General features: G+C 66.7%; 16 protein-coding genes. 8 read left to right on the top strand and 8 right to left on the bottom strand.

Annotated features, from left to right (window positions below; genetic code table 11):
• Window positions 1–3: 3 nt before the first annotated feature.
• Both ACWEWT_RS28715 and ACWEWT_RS28710 read right to left on the bottom strand, forming a co-directional pair.
• The gene (locus ACWEWT_RS28715) at window positions 4–867 is read right to left on the bottom strand and encodes an MlaE family ABC transporter permease (protein WP_058856987.1); all 864 of its coding nucleotides are present in this window, start codon (window positions 865–867) and stop codon (window positions 4–6) included.
• 4 nt (window positions 868–871) lie between these two features.
• Window positions 872–1,690 (bottom strand): MlaE family ABC transporter permease, encoded by an 819-nt coding sequence (locus ACWEWT_RS28710; RefSeq protein ID WP_229718928.1) that lies wholly within the window; start codon window positions 1,688–1,690, stop codon window positions 872–874.
• Between the two features lie 610 nt (window positions 1,691–2,300).
• On the opposite strand from ACWEWT_RS28710, the gene ACWEWT_RS28705 reads away from it, so the two are divergent.
• Window positions 2,301–2,993: a serine protease gene (locus ACWEWT_RS28705; RefSeq protein WP_452563583.1), complete on the top strand. Its 693-nt coding sequence runs from the start codon at window positions 2,301–2,303 to the stop codon at window positions 2,991–2,993.
• Window positions 2,994–3,093: 100 nt separating this feature from the next.
• Here the strand turns inward: ACWEWT_RS28705 and lppU are convergent, their stop codons facing one another.
• A complete protein-coding gene (gene lppU / locus ACWEWT_RS28700) occupies window positions 3,094–3,714 on the bottom strand; it encodes an LppU family putative lipoprotein (RefSeq protein WP_452563582.1) in 621 nt (206 codons plus the stop codon).
• Between the two features lie 670 nt (window positions 3,715–4,384).
• Here lppU and ACWEWT_RS28695 point away from each other — a divergent pair.
• Window positions 4,385–5,278 carry a L,D-transpeptidase gene (locus tag ACWEWT_RS28695; RefSeq protein WP_452563581.1) on the top strand — a complete coding sequence of 298 codons (894 nt, stop codon included), beginning with the start codon at window positions 4,385–4,387 and terminating at the stop codon, window positions 5,276–5,278.
• A 328-nt stretch (window positions 5,279–5,606) separates the two neighbouring features.
• Here ACWEWT_RS28695 and ACWEWT_RS28690 read toward each other — a convergent pair whose 3' ends face one another.
• The 3 genes from ACWEWT_RS28690 to ACWEWT_RS28680 form a co-directional block, all read right to left on the bottom strand.
• Window positions 5,607–7,610, bottom strand: coding sequence for a M13 family metallopeptidase (locus ACWEWT_RS28690; protein WP_452563580.1), 2,004 nt, complete (start codon window positions 7,608–7,610; stop codon window positions 5,607–5,609).
• A 59-nt stretch (window positions 7,611–7,669) separates the two neighbouring features.
• Complete coding sequence (locus ACWEWT_RS28685; protein WP_452563579.1) at window positions 7,670–8,143, bottom strand: DUF4190 domain-containing protein; 474 nt, start codon at window positions 8,141–8,143, stop codon at window positions 7,670–7,672.
• A 119-nt stretch (window positions 8,144–8,262) separates the two neighbouring features.
• Window positions 8,263–9,042, bottom strand: a complete 780-nt coding sequence (locus ACWEWT_RS28680; RefSeq protein WP_452563578.1) for a pirin family protein — start codon at window positions 9,040–9,042, stop codon at window positions 8,263–8,265.
• A 199-nt stretch (window positions 9,043–9,241) separates the two neighbouring features.
• Here ACWEWT_RS28680 and ACWEWT_RS28675 point away from each other — a divergent pair, with 199 nt between their 5' ends.
• From ACWEWT_RS28675 to ACWEWT_RS28655, 5 genes are all read left to right on the top strand, one after another.
• On the top strand, window positions 9,242–9,745 hold the full coding sequence (locus ACWEWT_RS28675) for an NUDIX hydrolase (RefSeq protein WP_452563577.1): 504 nt from the start codon (window positions 9,242–9,244) through the stop codon (window positions 9,743–9,745).
• Between the two features lie 79 nt (window positions 9,746–9,824).
• Window positions 9,825–11,147: an MFS transporter gene (locus ACWEWT_RS28670; protein ID WP_452563643.1), complete on the top strand. Its 1,323-nt coding sequence runs from the start codon at window positions 9,825–9,827 to the stop codon at window positions 11,145–11,147.
• A gap of 53 nt (window positions 11,148–11,200) precedes the next feature.
• Window positions 11,201–11,956: a LamB/YcsF family protein gene (locus tag ACWEWT_RS28665; protein ID WP_452563575.1), complete on the top strand. Its 756-nt coding sequence runs from the start codon at window positions 11,201–11,203 to the stop codon at window positions 11,954–11,956.
• Window positions 11,957–11,981: 25 nt separating this feature from the next.
• Complete coding sequence (locus ACWEWT_RS28660; protein ID WP_452563574.1) at window positions 11,982–12,668, top strand: 5-oxoprolinase subunit B family protein; 687 nt, start codon at window positions 11,982–11,984, stop codon at window positions 12,666–12,668.
• Entirely contained in the window at window positions 12,665–13,528 is an 864-nt protein-coding gene (locus ACWEWT_RS28655; protein ID WP_452563572.1) for a 5-oxoprolinase subunit C family protein, read from the top strand. The genes ACWEWT_RS28660 and ACWEWT_RS28655 overlap by 4 nt, the downstream gene beginning before the upstream one ends.
• Before the next feature lie 19 nt (window positions 13,529–13,547).
• Here the strand turns inward: ACWEWT_RS28655 and ACWEWT_RS28650 are convergent, their stop codons facing one another.
• A complete protein-coding gene (locus ACWEWT_RS28650; RefSeq protein ID WP_452563570.1) occupies window positions 13,548–15,176 on the bottom strand; it encodes a DUF4185 domain-containing protein in 1,629 nt (542 codons plus the stop codon).
• 173 nt (window positions 15,177–15,349) lie between these two features.
• Here ACWEWT_RS28650 and ACWEWT_RS28645 point away from each other — a divergent pair, with 173 nt between their 5' ends.
• Complete coding sequence (locus ACWEWT_RS28645; RefSeq protein WP_452563569.1) at window positions 15,350–16,174, top strand: hypothetical protein; 825 nt, start codon at window positions 15,350–15,352, stop codon at window positions 16,172–16,174.
• Window positions 16,175–16,183: 9 nt separating this feature from the next.
• On the opposite strand, the gene ACWEWT_RS28640 is transcribed toward ACWEWT_RS28645, so the two are convergent.
• A complete protein-coding gene (locus tag ACWEWT_RS28640; RefSeq protein ID WP_452563567.1) occupies window positions 16,184–17,644 on the bottom strand; it encodes a CCA tRNA nucleotidyltransferase in 1,461 nt (486 codons plus the stop codon).
• Between the last annotated feature and the right edge of the window lie 160 nt (window positions 17,645–17,804).

Raw genomic sequence — 17,804 nt, 5'->3', positions numbered from 1 at the left:
TGCCTACCCCGAGATCCGGATGCCGGGGTTGACACCCCAGATGGCCAAGGTCATGAAGAGGTCCACGAAGACGGTGGCGATGATGCACATCTTGATGGCGCGGCCGGCCGCGACACCCACGCCCTCGGGACCACCGGAGGCGAAGAAGCCGTAGTAGCACTGGATGAAGGTCGTGATGGCGACGAAGACGATCGCTTTGAGCAGCGAGTACAGCACATCCGTCGGTATCAGGAACTGATAGAAGTAGTGCTGATAGGTTCCGCTGGCGGTACCGCCGATCAGCTGCACGGTCAGCGCGCAGGAGATGTAGGCCATCGCCAGGCCCAGGCAGTACAGCGGCAGGATGGTGATCATCGCGGCGATCATGCGGGTGCTCACCAGATAGGGCAGCGGGCGGATCGCGATCGACTCGAGCGCGTCTATCTCCTCGGAGATACGCATGGCGCCGAGCTGAGCCGTGAAACGACAGCCCGCCTGGGCCGCGAAGGCCAGGGCGGCGAGCAGCGGACCGAGCTCACGGGTGGTCGCGAAGGCCGAGATGGCACCCGTGATCGGACTCAGGCCGAGTAGATCGAGCGAGGTGTGGCCCTGGATGGCCACGGTCATTCCGCCGAACGCGCTCAGGATGAGTACGACGCCGATGGTTCCGCCACCGACGATCAGGTTGCCGTTACCCCAGGTGACGTCCGAGAGCAGCCGCCAGACTTCTTTGGGGTACTGCTTGAACGCCAGCGGCATCGAGCCGACCGAGCGCAGGAAGAAGAACACCTGATGCCCGAGCCGGGCCAGCATATCGACCGGTGCGCCGGCCGCATTTCGCAGTTGCTGCAGGGGTTTGAGCAGCGGGGGCACATAGGTTGCGGACACCGGCTCACACCACCTGTGGGGGGAACAAAGTGTTGTACACCTGGGTGAAGATCACATTCACTCCGAACAACATCACCGCGGACATGACAACGGCGGTATTCACCGAGTTGGCGACACCACCCGGACCACCGCGGGTGTTCAGTCCGGTATCGCAGGCGATGATTGCGGCGAGGAGACCGAACAACAGCGATTTCACCAGCGCGACAAGCAGATCGAGCGTTACCGCGAAAGAGGCGAAGGTCGAGATATACGAACCCGGGGTTCCACCCTGGGCGAAAATATTGAAAATGTATCCGGTCAGAAATCCGACGAAGACTACGAATCCGCAGAGCAACACGCTGACCAGCATTGCGGCTCCGAGCCGGGGTGCCACGAGGCGGCGCAGCGGATCGACACCCATGACTTTCATGGCATCGATTTCTTCGCGAATGGTCCGGGAACCGAGATCGGCGCAGATCGCGGAACCGACGGCGCCGGCGATCATCAACACGGTGACCAGTGGCGCACCCTGCTGAATGATGCCGAGGCCGTTGGCCGCGCCGATGAACGAAGTGGCGCCGACCTGCTGCGCGACCGCGCCGACCTGGATGGATACGATAACGCCGATCGGGATGGCCACCAGGAGCGTCGGCGCCGCGGCCACATTGGCCATGAACGCGCACTGCCGGATGAACTCGTTTACGGGAAACCGTCCGCGAAAAATACTGACCACGAGTTCGGTAATGGCTTCGACGGCCATGGTCATCTGACGGCCGAGCGTCTCCACAGAACGTCTGGGGTGGTCGCGCCAGTAGTCCCGCGTCCACTCGACCGCTCCGCTCAACCGAGAACCTGTTGGTGGACTCTTGGTCGACTGCACTGACTAACCCCTCTCGACGTCGGTTACCTACCCCGACGGCTGGTTTGCTTGAGGCACCTTACTACGTAGTAGTGCGGAACACACCATAGGCGCGTGAGCGCAGTCACAGATGTTCATCACTTTGTGGCGTGACCACTGAGTTATCGCCCGTTCCTTGGTGAGTATCCCAATGAGAGTTCCGCGGCACCGGAAGAACATACAGCTGACCGGCGCTAAATGTGGCGCAGACGGTGAGAACCCGTGCGAACCGTGGTTCACTTAAATACCGGAGAGTATTCCGGGAAATTAACCCTTTCGCGGCGGTGTGGAGATTCGACCGTTACTCGACCCGCGCGGCCAAATCCGCGACAATTAATAGCGTTCGGCTATTCTTCCGAGGGTTATCGTGGCCGGAGTTCGTGCGGTGCGCACCGCACGCTGAGCACCCCGGCCGAATGCACGACCGAATAGCCGAAACTCTTTGTTGCGCAGTCCAACTCGCGGGTAGCGGCTACTCGGGGCGCGCGTCGGGGCCGTTGCTGCCACGATGAGGTGCCACACATTGATATCGTGCGGCTTCGAGGTCTGGAGGGATATGTTCAGGAAACTCGCCCAGGCGGCCAGTGCCGTCCTCGCCGTCGCACTGAGCACGGCGTTGCTCGGCACCGGGGCGGCTGCGGCCGATCCGGGCCGGCCGGTACTCGGTGGTGGCTCGGGGCTCATCATCTCCTCCGAGCCCGGCCGGATGTCCGAGTACGCGATCCAGTGCACGCTCACCACGATCGGCCACGACGGCGCCGGCAGACTGGTCGGCCTCACCGCCGGACACTGCGGAACACCTGGACACGAGGTCTATGCGGAACAGGACCCCGGAGCCGGCGTGCTCGGGCGGTTCGTCTACTCCAACCAGGACCTGGACTACGCGGTACTCGAATTCGATCCGGGCCGGGTGACCCCGGTCAACCGGGTCGGCAACCTGAGCATCACCGGCATCGGCGCGCCGGCCCAGTTCCCCAATATCGTCTGCAAGGAAGGCCGTACCACCGGCAACACCTGCGGTATCGCATACGGCGACATCTTCGCCAGCAGTATGGAGACCTGGTCGCAGATGTGTGTGATGGAAGGCGATTCCGGCGCACCGGTCGTCGTCGGTTCGACCTTGGTCGGCATGGTGAACGCCTACCTCGCCATCGCGTGCTTCGGCCCCGAGGTCGGCACCAATATGGCCACCATCATCGGCGATATCGACAACCGGAAGAGTGTGGGAGCGGGCTTCCGGCCCGTCTAGCGAACACTGCGGATACGAAAGGAGGCGGGCACCCCTGGTGCCCGCCTCGTTTCGTATTCCGGGCCCGGTGCGTGTACGGCAGCACCCGGGAACCCGGACTTCAGAGTTCCTCGACGCAGACCACGAAGCGACGGTCGGGATACACATATCCACTGCTGCCCGCGCCGCAGGCGTTGACATCCGTGGCACCCTGCTCGATCGCGACGACCTTCACCCCGTCCGATGCCGAGGTCTCGGTGCAGTCGATGCGCTCGGGGCCGGTGGTCCCGCCGCCGACATCCATACAGCCACCGACCACCCAGTCGATATCGAGGCACAGCGCCCCCATCTCGATACCGTTGCGGCTCTCGGCGTAGTAGTTGTCGGCATCGCCGATGCACTGACTGCTCTGCTCGGCCTTGCCGATCACCTTGTAGTTCGACTCGGTACTACCGCAGGACGCCTCTTCGATACTGGCGTCGGTGGTAGTTCCGCCGAGAGTCACGCAGTCACCGACCTCGGCGTCGAAACCGACAGCGCCACCCTCCGGGGTGGTGGTCGGCGCGCTGGTCGTGGTGGTGGTGCGTGAGGAGGTCGTACCGGCACCGGGGGTGCCGGTCACATCGACAGCGTTCACCGTGCCGGTCTCCGTCACCGGTTGCGCCCGGCCCTCGATGGTCGAACTACAACCGGCGACCGCCAGGCCGGCCGCCACCGCGGCCCCGGCGATCGCCACCGTCAATCGAGATGATGTCCATCCAGACACGCACAGTCCTCCCGCTGTGATGCCGAACTCTGCTCCCGCGTCGAATCCGAACCTCACTACAGCTCCGCCAGCAATATCACGCCATGAATACACCATGGCGGCGCGAGCGTCGACCCCGCTGACACCGCCCACGGGGAGTCACCTCCGCGCGGAAAGAACGGCCGGGTACGCGCAGCGCGCAGCGGCGTGACATATGTCATCAACAGGTTTGGTAACGCAGATCACCCACGGTCCATCCGGGCGCACCGCCCGAACAGGAATCCCCGGCACACCGGGTGTCCGGTGGGCCGTCGGACACCCCGGCGGGGGAGCGTGGCGAGTCGCACCGATGATGCATAACAGCTATGTAACGGAAACCAGGACTGGTCACGACTTCGTCGAGGCAGTACGAAGGAACTCGGAGCGGAGGCGCATCAGCTGGAACCTCAGTCGGCTTCCGCGATGCGCGACAGCCCGTCGGGACCGCTCCACAACTCCACGACCGAGCGGCACGCGGACGACCTCTCGAGAAGCTCACGAGCCGGCGCGGGCCGTGGAGGGGCTCCACAGAACTCCGCGAATACTTCGCCGGAGTGCTCCGAAGGACGTATCGGCGGCCCACCGGCCCCGTACGCTCCAGAGTCGAAACGGACGGACGAACACTCTTATGCATGTCTTCAACAACACCGGGTCGCTGCCGGCCGGTCGCCGCACTTCGCAGCGACTCCGGCAGGGTGTCCTGTTGACGGCCGCGATCGCCGCGGCAACCACCGTGGCCACTGCGCCCGCCTACGCTCTGCCCAGCCTGCCCTCGGGCTCGGCAGCCGGAGCCGGGGTCACCGAGCCCGCCCCGCCGGTGGCGAACTTCGCGCCGCCCGCCGTCAACCCCTCCGAAGGTGAAGAGGTCGGCATCGCGCAGCCGATCATCATCAACTTCAAGGATCCGGTCGACGATCGGGCCGCCGCCGAACGCGCCATCGAGATCACCTCGTCGAACGAGGTAGCCGGCCATTTCTACTGGTGGAGCGATAAGCAGGTGCGCTGGCGGCCGAACGAGTTCTGGCCCGCGCAGAGCGACGTCGTAGTGGAGGCGGGCGGCACCCGCAGCGCCTTCCATGTGGGCGACGCCGTGATCGCCACCGCCGACGACAACACCAAGATGATCACCGTGACCCGTAACGGCGAGGTCGTACGCACCATGCCCACCTCGATGGGCAAGGTGGACCACGAAACGCCCAACGGCACCTACATCGTCGGTGAGCAGAAACGCGAAATGGTGATGGACTCTTCGACCTACGGAGTCCCGATCGACGCGCCCGAGGGCTACAAGCTCGACGTCGAATACGCGACCCGGATCTCCAACAGCGGCATCTTCGTCCACGCCGCGCCGTGGTCGGTCGGTTCGCAGGGCTACGCGAACACCAGCCACGGCTGCCTCAATGTGAGCACCGAGGATGCCAAATGGTTCTACGACAACGTCAAGAAGGGTGACGCCGTGGTCGTACAGAACACTCAGGGCGGCACCCTGAACGCCGGTGACGGCCTGGGCGACTGGAACTGAGAGGTGTTTTCGGCGCCGCGGGATCGAGGCCCCCGATGTCCCGCCGTTCAGGCCTCGAGACTCGCGCTTTCGGCTCATGCGACGTGCGGTCGGCCATTCACGGAACGTGGCCGTTGAGCACCTCCGGCCGAGGGGCGGGACGGGCCTCGACCCTTTGAGCTGTCTCGTAGGACTCGACTCAGGTGAGTTGCGTCGGGCAAGGCGGCTCGGCGAGCAAATCCTGGGGGTAGGCACCCGGCCTCAGTACAGGCCGACTGTAGAAAGCAGGACCGACGTGGCCCCGCCCGCATGTTACGGGCGGGGCCATGTCGTCGCTACGGGGTGACAATTACCAGATCTTGACCCGCTCCTCGGGTGCCAGGTAGAGGGCGTCGTCGGGGGTCAGGTCGAAGGCTTCGTGGAAGGCGTCGATATTGCGGACCACCGCGTTGCAGCGGAATTCCGCGGGGGAATGCGGGTCCACCGCGAGCCGGCGGATCGCTTCCTCGGGCCGCGCTTTGGTCCGCCAGACCTGCGCCCAGCCGAAGAACACTCGCTGCAGCCCGGTCAGGCCGTCGATCACCGGGGCTTCCTGTCCGTCCAGCGATATCCGGTAGGCCTGCAGGGCAATGGACAGTCCGCCCAGATCGCCGATGTTCTCGCCGATCGTGAATTCACCGTTGACGGTGTGGTCGGCGGACAATTCGGCAGGTGAGAGCACGTCGTACTGGTCGATCAGCGCGCGTGTGCGCTTACCGAACTCGGCGCGATCGGTATCGGTCCACCAATCCACCATATTGCCGTCGCCGTCGTACTTGGCACCCTGATCGTCGAACCCGTGCCCGATCTCGTGCCCGATCACCGCCCCGATCCCGCCGTAGTTGGCGGCGTCGTCGGCGTTCATATCGAAGAACGGCGGCTGCAGGATGGCGGCCGGGAAGACGATCTCGTTCATTCCCGGGTTGTAGTACGCGTTCACCGTCTGTGGCGTCATGAACCACTCGTCGCGATCCACCGGGCCACCGAGTTTGTTCAGGTCACGATCGTGTTCGACGGCGTAGCCGCGGCGATAGTTCCCGACCAGATCGGCCGGGGTCACCGTGATCGCCGAGTAGTCGCGCCAGCGGTCCGGGTAGCCGATCTTGGGGGTGAACTTCTCCAGCTTGGCCAGCGCCGCCTGCCGGGTCGCCGGACTCATCCACTCCAGCTCGGCGATATTGCGGCGATAGGCTTCGCGCAGGTTGTCCACCAGACGCACCATCGCCGTTTTCGCCTCGGGTGGGAAATGCTCGGCCACATACAGTTTGCCCACGGCCTCGCCGAGTAGATCCTGGACCAGCGAAACCCCGCGCTTCCAGCGTTCGCGGTTCTCCTGAGCTCCGGTCAGCGTGCGGCCGTAGAAATCGAAGCTCTCCTCCACCACCACGTCGGTGAGATAGGGAGCCCGGGAGCGCAATACCCGCCACTGGGCCCACAGTCGCCACTCCTCCAGGGGTTCCGACGCCCACAGCTGCGCGAAGGTCCGCAGGTAATCCGGTTGCCGGACGACCAGTTCGGCCAGGAATTCCGGCCCGCCGGCCGATACGCCCTCGGCGAGGCCGTCGGCCCAGGCGGTCCAGTCGAACTCGGGATCCGCGGCCACCAGATCGGCGAAATTCGTGAGGTTGTAGCTCAATTCGGCGTCGCGGCGACGCACCACATCCCAGTGCCCGGCCGCGAGTTTGCGTTCGAGCTCGAACACCCGGGCGCCCACCGGTCCCGCGGGCACCAGCTCCGCGACCCGCGGATCGGCCGCGACCAGGGCGAACATCCGATCGATATGCGCGATATAGCGTTCGCGCACCTCGGCGTATTCGCCGGAACGGTAGTAGGACTCGTCGGGCAGGCCGATACCGGACTGGGTCGCGTGGACGAGGTACCGCTGCGAATTCTTGTCGTCGGTATCGACGTAGACTGCGACCGCACCGGAGACCCCGACGCGCTGCAACCGGCCGAGCAGTCCGGCGAACTCACCGCGGTCGGTGGTCCGCGCGAGCGCCGCCAGTTCTTCGACGATCGGCGTCAGGCCCAGCGATTCGACGGTGTCGGTATCCATGAACGAGGCGAAGAGGTCGGCGATCTTGCGGGCATCGCTGCCGGGCTCACCCGCGGCGTTCCGGATGATCTCCTGGACGTCGAGCTCCGCCCGGTCGTAGAGCTTGCGGAACGCGCCGTCCACCGCCCGGTCGGCCGGGATCTCGTACCCGGCCAGCCAGGCGCCGTTGACATGCGTGAACAGGTCGTCCTGCACCCGGACAGCCGGGGCGAGATGGGTCAGATCGATACCGGAGGGGCTGGTCACGTCGGAAGTCACACAACCCAGTATGCCGGTGCCGGACGGGGCCGGGCGGGATGTACGCCCGGCCCTTCCGCTCAGTTGGTCGGCTCCGGGGGAACGATCGTCACACCGTACTGATCGTCGATGCGCTGTTTGAACTCGTCCTCGCATTGCGAGATGGCGGTCTGGTCGCCGTTCGCCTTGCTCACGCAGTCATAGAAATCGCGGCCACCCGATTCCTCCCAGATTCCCCAGCCGACGATGGCGATCACGATTCCGCCGATCAGCGAAAGTACGCCCAGGACCAGGCCGATCGCCGCCATGATCCCGCCGCCGCCGGTACCGCGATTGGCCTTCACCAGGGCGATCAGACCGAGGATGACAGCGATAAGACCGAAGAGGATACCGCCGACGATCGTCCAGAAGCTCAGAATGCCGAGGATGCCGAGAACCAGCGCGGCGATCGCCATCCCTTTGCGCTTCGGTGACTCCTGCCAGTACTCGGGCTGCCCGCCGGGGCCGGGATAGGATCCCGGCTCGGGGTAGCCCGGGGGCGGTGGGTAGGACATACGTTCCTCCTCGGCTGAGCTGGTCGAGACCCCGCGGATGATGTGCGGCGATCTCGGTCCGCATATCATTGTCGAGGGCCTGTACCGTTCGGGTCGACCCTATCCGGACTTTTCGGACGTTACCCGGCCCCGAGCCGGGCATGCATCTCCCAGATCAGCACTTCGGCCGGTTCCCGCGCCGTGAGGCGCTGGCCGCCGGAAAAGGTCAGGCGCACCGCGTCACCCGCGTCCAGCAGGCCCACACCCTCCATCTCGATCGCCCCGCGCGCCACGAATACGTGCACGTAGGGCGCTTCGGGCAGCTGCACCGTCGGCTGCCCCTCCGGCGCCAGCTTCGCCACGTGCAGTGCCGAATGCGAACTGTTGATGGCGATGGCGGTGCGGTCGCGGTATCGCGGCAGCCCGGACGCCACGGTCACCAGCCCACCGGCGGCCAGCTGGTCGTCGATCTCGAGTTGCTGGTAGCCCGGCTCGATGCCGGGTTCGTCGGGCAACACCCACATCTGCACGAAATGCACCGGATCCTCGTGTTCGGGCCGGTTGCCCTCGACCCGCCAGGAATCGTTCTTCTCCGAATGCCGGATTCCGGTTCCGGCGCTCATCCGCTGCGCGAGCCCCGGATAGATGACCCCGTTGTGACCGAGCGAATCCTGGTGAACCAGGGAACCCTCCAGCACCCAGGTCACAATTTCCATATCGCGGTGCGGATGTGTGTCGAAGCCCTGGCCGGGAAGAACGATATCGTCATTGTTCACCAGCAACAGACCGTGATGGGTGTTCTCGGGGTCGTAGTGCGCGCCGAAGGAGAACGAATGCTTGGAATCGAGCCAGGATATCCGGGTTTTCATACGATCACCCGCACGATGTACATCGATATGCGGCGTCGGCAGCGTGGACATCGCACGACTCCTTTCCGGCTCGGGCACAATTACCTTTCCCGTATGTAGTACCTCGGCGATACCACGACCTGGTCGATTGTCCGCTCTCGGCATTTTACGCGAGCGACCTCGCGGTGAACGGCTGGTGAGGAACGGGGGCGGTAATAGCGGTGTGGCACGTGTTCATCGAAAATGGAGACAAGGAACCGGGAGGTGGAAGATGCGCCCCGAAACACTCGCGCGAACCGAGCAGCGGCTGCTCGCCGCCGCGCGGCGCGACGGCGTCACCGACCTGGTCGTCGGTGTCGCGGTGTTCCGGGATGGAAAACTGCTGGTGGTGCGCCGGGTGCCGGGCGACTATCTCGGCGGTATGTACGAGCTGCCCGGTGGTGGGGTCGAATCCGGGGAGTCGCTCACCGAGGGGGTGGCGCGGGAACTGCTCGAGGAGACCGGGCTGGTGGCCAGCCGCATCACCGATTTCCTCGGCTGGTTCGACTACGCCACCCGGACCAAACCCAAGGTGCGCAAATTCAGCTTCCTGGCCGAGGCCGAACCCGGCGGGATAACGCTGGACCCGGACGAGCACGACGATTACGCCTGGATAGACGCCGGTGCGCTGGGCACCCTGCCGATGGCCCCGGATATGCGTGAGGCCGTCGACCTGCTGATCACCGAACGGATCCCCGGACCGGCCGGAATGCCCCCCGGACTGCGGGGCGGGTAGCGTCGCGGCGGTGTCCAGCTCTGCACCCGAACCCACCACCACGGACCGGACACCCGGGGGAGGCGGGCGCAGACACGATCTGAGAGCCCTGCGCACCGCGATAGCCGAGAGCCCCGGCGCGATCCGGCTGACCCTGGTGCGATTCACGAGCCAGTTCGGTGACGGTATGTTCCAGGCCGCGTTGTCCGGCGCGATCCTGTTCAACCCCGAGCGCGAAACCGATCCGCTCGCTGTCGCGGCCGGTTTCGCCGTACTGCTGCTGCCCTATTCACTGATCGGACCGTACGCGGGCGCCCTGCTGGACCGGTGGGATCGACGACTGGTCCTGCTGGTCGCGAATCTGATGCGCGGTCTGCTGATCGCCGCCGTGGCACTCGGGCTGCTCGCCGGCGCCGCGGCGAGCCCGTTGCTGCTGCTGGCCCTCGCGGTGGTCGGTATCAGCCGGTTCACCGCCGCCGGTGTCTCGGCGGCGCTGCCGCGGGTACTGGCGCAACATCGGCTGGTACCGGCCAACTCCGTTCTCGCCACGGTGGGTTCGGCCTGCGCGGCCGCGGGTGCGGGGACCGCGGTGGCGGTGATCGGCGCGGTCGGCGCCGGGGATGCCGGATCGGCGGTGGCCGTGGCGCTGAGTGTGAGCGGTTCGGTGGCCGGAGTAGTGCTCACGGCCGGTTTCCGGCCCCGCACGCTGGGTCCGGAATCGGGACCCGACGACGTATCGGGCGCGATCCGGGCGGTACTGGCCGGATTGGTGGTGGGCGCGCGTGCGGTCCGGCGGTCGGTCGATGTATCGACCGCCATGATCGGGATCGGAACCCATCGAATCGTGTTCGGCGCCAACACTCTCGTCATGGTGCTGGTGCTGCGGGAGTCACCGTCGCACGGCGCGGCGGTGGACAGCGGGCTGATCGGCTTCGGTGTCGCGATCACGGCCACCGCCGCCGGGATGCTGCTGGCGGCGCTGCTGACACCGCTGCTCATTCCGCGGCTGGGCCGGCCGCGGACGATACTGCTCGCCCTGTCCTGCGCGATCGCGGTACAGCTGGCATTGGTTCTCCCGACCGCCCTCACCCATTCCGCCGACACCGTGCACCGAGCCCATCAACTCCTGCTCGCCGGGGCTTTCCTGCTGGGTCTCGCGGGGCAGACGATCAAACTCACCGGTGACGCCGCCATGCAGATGGATATCCCCGACGACCGGCGCGGGCAGGTTTTCGCCCTCCAGGACACCGTGTTCAATATCGCCTTCGTGCTGGCGGTGGCGGCGACGGCGCTGGTCGTCCCGGCGGACGGCAGATCACCGGTCGTGGTACTGGCCGGGGCGGGGTGTTACGGCGCGGGAATCGTCGCACTGCTGCTCAACAACCGCAGACGGATCCGGCCGCCGACCGGCGCATCGGATTGATCCGCGCGCGCTCTTACCGTGAACAATGAAGGAGAGAGCCGGAAGGAGGCGCGATGGGACTCGACCTCAACAGTGACCTCGGCGAGGGTTTCGGGGCGTGGGCGATGGGCGAGGACACCGCCATGCTGGATATCGTGACCAGCGCGAACATCGCCTGCGGTTTCCATGCCGGTGACCCGTTCATCATGCGGCGAACCTGCGTTCGGGCGGTGGAGAAGGGGGTGCGTATCGGGGCGCATATCGGATACCGGGACCTGGCCGGGTTCGGCCGCCGGGCCATGGCCGTACCACCCAACGAACTGCGCGACGAGACGCTCTATCAGATCGGCGCCCTGGACGGTTTCGCCCGCGCCGCCGGGGACCGGGTGCGATATGTGAAACCGCACGGCGCGTTGTACCACGCGGCGGCTGCGGATGCGGCGCTCGCCGATGCCGTGGTCGGAGCGCTCCGCGACTACGACCCCGTTCTCGCACTGCTCGGCCCCGCGGGCACGCACCTGGAGAAGTCCGCGTTGGCGGCGGGGACGCCGTTCGTGAGCGAGGGGTTCGCCGATCGGGCCTATACCGCGGAAGGCGGTCTGGCGGCCCGGGGAACCCCGGGCGCTGTACTCGACACCGATACGGCCGTCGCCCAGGCGGTATCACTGGCGGAGACCGGTACCGCCCGAGTGGCGCACGGAGGCGGTACCGTGGCGGTCTCGCCCGACAGTATCTGCGTACACGGCGATACTCCGGCGGCGGTCGGGATGGCCCGGCGGATCCGGGCCGCGCTGGCGGATGCCGGGATCGCGGTGGCGTCCTTCATCTGAACGAGCGGAACGAGGTGACGTGGAGTTGTCACGACCGCCACAGATCCGGGAAACCGACCCGGCGGCGACGATACGGAGCGCGGGCGACCGGGCCTTTCTGCTCACCGCGGCCGATCCGGATCGAGTCGGACAACTGGTCGCGGCATTGTCCGGACGAACCGTCTCGGGGCTGGTGGATATCCTGCCGGCCGCGGAAACCGTTCTGATCACCTTGGATTCGGTACATTCGGCGCCCCGGGCACGCCGGGAGCTGGAGCAGATCGTCGCCGGAGTGGACGCGGCGGAAGGCGATGTTTCCCGTGGAACATTCACCACCGCAACCGAACCCGTACGAATCCCGGTGCGCTACGACGGTCCCGACCTCGACACCGTGGCCGAAATGCTCGAAATACGTCCGGATCAGGTGGTTTCCGCACATACCGCGGCGATATGGCACTGCGCCTTCGTCGGTTTCGCACCCGGGTTCGGATATCTGACCGCCACCGGCTGGCAGTCGTCGATCGCCCGCCGGGACACAGCGCGCACCCGGATACCGGCCGGATCGGTAGGACTGGCCGGTGCCTATTCGGCGGTGTACCCGCGCGAGACCCCGGGCGGCTGGCAGCTCATCGGCACCACCGACCTGACCATGTGGGATACCGGCCGCGACCCGCCCGCGCTGGTACACGCCGGCGCCCGGGTGCGGTTCGTCGATGTGGACGCCGTGCCGTGATCGTGATCGAGCAGGTCGGACCGTCGGCCACCGTCCAGGATCTGGGGCGCCCGGGCTGGTTCGGTTCCGGAGTCGGCCCCGCCGGAGCGGCGGACCGCGGCGCCCTGCGACTGGCGAACCGCCTGGTGGGAAACCCGCAGGGGGCGGCCGGGATCGAGGTCCTGCTGGGCGGATTGACGCTGCGCGCCGAAAGCCCGCTGCTGGTGGCGGTCACCGGCGCCCCGGCGCCGGCCACCGTCGACGGGACCCCGGTGGGGCATGCGAGCGTGCTGCATCTCGAACCCGGCCGGCGCCTGCGGCTCGGTTTCACCCGGACCGGGCTGCGTAGCTATATCGGGGTACGCGGGGGTCTGGACATCGCACCGGTCCTGGGTTCGCGCAGCTACGACACGCTGTCCGGTATCGGCCCGCCACCCCTGCGCGGCGGGGAATCCGTCCCCATCGGTCCACCACTGGGCGAGTGGCCGAATATCGAGCAGGCACCGCAGCCCCCACCACCCGGAACGCTGGAGATCCACGCACTGCCCGGACCACGTGACGACTGGTTCACCGACCCGTCCGCCCTGTTCACCGGGTGCTGGACGGTGAGCGCCGATACCGACCGCATCGGCGCGCGCCTGGACCGGGCCGATGGACCTCCGCTGCAACGGATCTCGGCCGACGAACTCGCCACCGAGGGTATGGCGCTCGGATCGGTGCAGGTCCCGCCCAGTGGGCAACCGGTGGTCTTCCTCGCCGACCATCCCATCACCGGCGGCTATCCGGTGATCGCGGTGGTCGCCGACGCCGATATCGACCGGATGGCGCAGGCCCGTCCCGGTCAGCTGATCCGGTTCCGCCGTACGACGGGGCCCCGCTGAATCCGCGCGTCCGTATCCGTCACGAGGTGGGCGCCCCGCCCGGCGGCGTCAGCTGGGCGTGCAGGAGATAGACGTTGTAGGAATCCCAGGACGACAGCGTGAAATACAGGTCCCGCGAGGTGGACCACGGGTGGAGGAAACCCCCGTAGCCCTTGGGGTAGTCGGCGGTCGATACGAGCTGGACCGGTTCGGTCCAGGTTCCCTGTGGATCGGCGGCGGTCCGCAGGACGATCGCGCCACGCGCGGAATCCAGATAACTCATCTGCCACTGCCCGGTCTCCGGATCGACCCGTACCGACAGTTCGCTGGCGATACCCGCCACCAGAGGTGTCGCCAGATTCTCCGCCGCGGGCGCCCAGGTGCCGCCCACCCAGTACTGATACGCCGTTTTGTTCAGTACCTCGTCCTTCGGGACCCGGGCCAGACCGATCACGCCCACCCGGCCGTTCGGTGTACCGAACATATAGACGTGATCCCCGTGCGGCACCATGGCCGCCACCTGGAACCGCCCGAGCCCGAACAGGTTCTCCCACCGGGCGTGCTGGTCCTTCACCCAGGTACTGCCGTTGTCGTCGGAGTAGGCGATACCGCCGAAATTGGTCAACCACATACCGGGTATCCGGCTCCACCTGTTCACCGACATGAAGCTGAGGTACTGCCGGCCGTCCAGCGCGAAACCGGATGTCGGGATGGTGGTGGTCTCCCAGTTCTTGATCTTGCGACTACCGAGCAGTTCGGCGGCATGACAGCGACTGTCCTGGACCATCGTGTCCAGGGACAGTCCGTCGGAGAGATCGCGATCGGTGCTGTAACCCAGCACATTGCTGCGCCAGTCGTCGTCGGGACCGCCCACGCCGCCGGCCGACCAGCCCTTGCCGAAGGTGTCACCGAAGACCACCGCGACCTCACCCGGTTTCGTCTCCCACATCAACCCCAGATCGGTGCCGTCGACCTGCCAGCGCATATCGGTCCGGTTCGGCGAACCGTGCCCGGTGAGCTGCTCGACCAGCCGCACCGATTCGACCCGCGGGGGCGCGACCGGGGGCGCGACCGGACCGGGCTCGGCCGGATGCACCACCTGCGGCGGCGCCGGTTGCGCGGGAACTCCCTCGCCGCCGGGCACGGGGTAGGGGATGGGTTCGATCTCTGGATTGATCCGGATCTCGGGCAGTCGCCACGGAACACCGGAACCGGATCCACTGCCCGCCCCGCTACCACCCGCCGAACCGCTGTCCGGAGCTTCGGGAGTCGGCGGTCCTCCGGGTTCCGGGGCCGGTTCCGGGGGTTTCGGTGTGTCACGGATATCGGGACACGGATTCCGACAGGGGTCGGCGGGTAGCGGTTCCGGCGTGATCCGCGTGTTGTCGGGCGGCGGATCGGGCACCGGTACCGGTTGCAGTTGCGGCACCGGTACCGGGATATCGATCCGCGGGGGGATCTGCAGCGGCGGCGCGGGCGGCGCCGACGGATCGGGTTCCCGGGCCAGCGGGTCGAAACCGGTTTCGCCACAGGCGTTCACCGGTGGCGGAGCCCACGGGAACGGTGCGGAACGAGCAGGTACCGGGACGACGACGTACCCCGCGAGTACCAATCCGAGGAAGACCAGCCCGATACGACCGGGCCGGGTATCCGGCACGACCCCGGACACAACTTTTCGCGATCTTGCGTCGAGTCCCATTGCCGGAACGAACCTACCCGAACTCGACGGCATTCGGGCTCATTGAGCGAGGCCGGGTCTATCGCTGGGCCCGGACACCGGAAGTGACCTGAACGACTTCGCACGGTCGCGGGCCGGTCGGCCCAGTAGGCTGGCAGCTGATCATGACCGCCTACCCCGATCCGCGATCGGCTTCCCCGCTCTCCGCACTGCGGGCCGTCGACCTCGGCAGACGACTGTTCGAGCAGACCGGGCTGGAACAGTGGATCGGCTATACCACCGCCTGGATGGAACCGATGGCCGATCTCGGGGCCGGAACCGTCACCGCGCTGCTACCGGACACGCTGCTCACCGTGCTGAGCGAAGGAATTCTGAGCCGGTTCGGCGGTCAGGAGATCAGCGCGACACTGCTCGGCCATCGGCTGACCGGCACCCTGGACACGCTGAAGGTGCGCCGGCGCGGCGCGCATTTCCAGACCAAGGCCGTCCTGCGGGAACTGCGCTGGGACGAACGGTCCATCGACGAGGTCACCGTCGTCTCGCACGAGGTGCGACTGGTCCCCGGCGTGCCCACCCGGGTCCGCACCGGCCGGATCGATATCGAAGGCACGGTCGGCCTGGACACAGTGGTGGACTGGCTCGCCGACCGGCAGCGGGAATGGGAACTGTCGGTCACCGAATCGGGTCTCATCCGGACGGCGCATCGGCGCAAACGCATCACCGCCGAACTCGACGCCTCGGTGACCGACGATGTGCTGCGCCTCGCGGTCCGTCGCGCCACCTGGGCCGGCCTGCCGGTACCCCGGCGATGGCGCACCATGGACCCCATCCCGATGGGGGAGTTGCCCCGGGGCGCCCGGGTGCGGTGGGCTGTGCGGGACGGCGCGCTGGTGCGGTTCCGGATCGAACTGGCACCGCTGCGCGCGTCGTTCGACCTGGCTCAGATCCGTTCGGCGATCGTGGCCGGAACCACGCTCATCGTATTCTGACCGGCCGGTTCATTTCTGGGTCTGCCACCACTGTTCGAGTGCCCGCTCGGCTTCGTCCCGGGTGAGCGGACCGTGATCGAGACGCAGCTCTTTCAGATATCGCCATGCCCGGCCGACCTCCGGCCCCGGCGGCAGCCCCAGCAGTTCCATGATCGCGTTGCCGTCCAGATCCGGCCGCACCCGGGCGAGATCCTCCTGCTCCTGCAATCGCGCGATCCGTACCTCGAGATCGTCGTAGGTGGACCGCAGGGCAGCCGCCCGGCGCTTGTTCCGGGTGGTGCAGTCGGCCCGGACGAGCTTGTGCAGGCGGGGTAACAGTTCTCCGGCATCGGTGACATAGCGGCGGACGGCGGAATCGGTCCACTGGCCCTTGCCGTAGCCGTGGAATCGCAGATGCAGGAACACCAGGCGGGCGACATCCTCGGTGAACTGCTTCGGATACTTCAGCGCGCGCATCCGCTTGCGCACCATCTTGGCACCCACCACCTCGTGGTGATGGAAGCTCACCCCGCCGCCGGGCTCGTTACGCTTGGTATCGGGTTTACCGATGTCGTGCAGCAGAGCGGCCCAGCGCAGCACCAGGTCGGGATCGCCCTCTTCTTGGTCGATCGCCTGATCCAGCACCGTCAGCGAATGCCAGTAGACGTCTTTGTGCTGGTGATGCTCGTCGATCTCCAGTTTCATCTCCGGCACCTCGGGCAGCACCCGCTGGGCCAGACCCGTTTCACACATCATGTTGATGCCGTCGATCGGATGCGCTCCGCCGATCAGTTTGTCCAGCTCGGTCCGCACCCGCTCCGCAGTGATCCGATCGATCTCCGGCGCCATCTCGGCGATCGCGTCCCGGACCCGAGGGTGGGCGTCGAAACCGAGCTGCGAGACGAAACGAGCCGCTCGCAGCATCCGGAGCGGGTCGTCGTCGAAGGAGTCCTCCGGAGCGGCGGGTGTATCCAGGACCCCCTCCAGCAGCGCCGCCATACCGTCCAGCGGGTCCACGAATTCCAGCGATCCGTCCACCGCGATCCGCACGGCCATCGCGTTCACCGTGAAATCCCGCCGGACCAGATCACCCTCCAAGGTGTCACCGAAGCTGACCTGCGGATTGCGCGAAACCCGGTCGTAGGTATCGCTACGGAATGTGGTGATCTCCAGTTGCTGCCCGTTCTTGGCGGCGCTCACCGTCCCGAACGCCAGCCCTCCGGTGTCCCACAGCTGATCGGCCCAGCCGCGCAGTATCTCCTGCACCTGCTCCGGTCGCGCGTCGGTGGTGAAGTCCAGATCGGTCCCGAGCCGCCCCAGCACAGCGTCGCGCACACTGCCGCCCACCAGATAGAGCTGGAACCCGCGCGCGGCGAACATCTCTCCCAGCGGAGTGAGCACATCGGAGAGCCGACCCAGGGTAATAGCGGCCGCCGCGAGTAAACGGGTACGGCGATCCTGCACAACGTCGTCGGACTCGGTCGAAACCACAGCAGAACCTTACTGTGCTTATTTGCGCGCCTTCGGCGCGCGGGGTCGAGGCTGTGTTTTTTGGCGCCGCCTTCGGCGGCGCGGGGTCGAGGCCCCCTGGTGTCCCGCCGTTCAGGCCTCGAGACTCGCGCCTTCGGCGCATGCGCTTCGAGGCCTGAAC

This window comes from Nocardia sp. NPDC003963, from assembly GCF_053605105.1.
The sequence above is the reverse complement of the archived record's forward strand: the minus strand, read 5'-3'. Positions and strand labels throughout refer to the sequence as shown.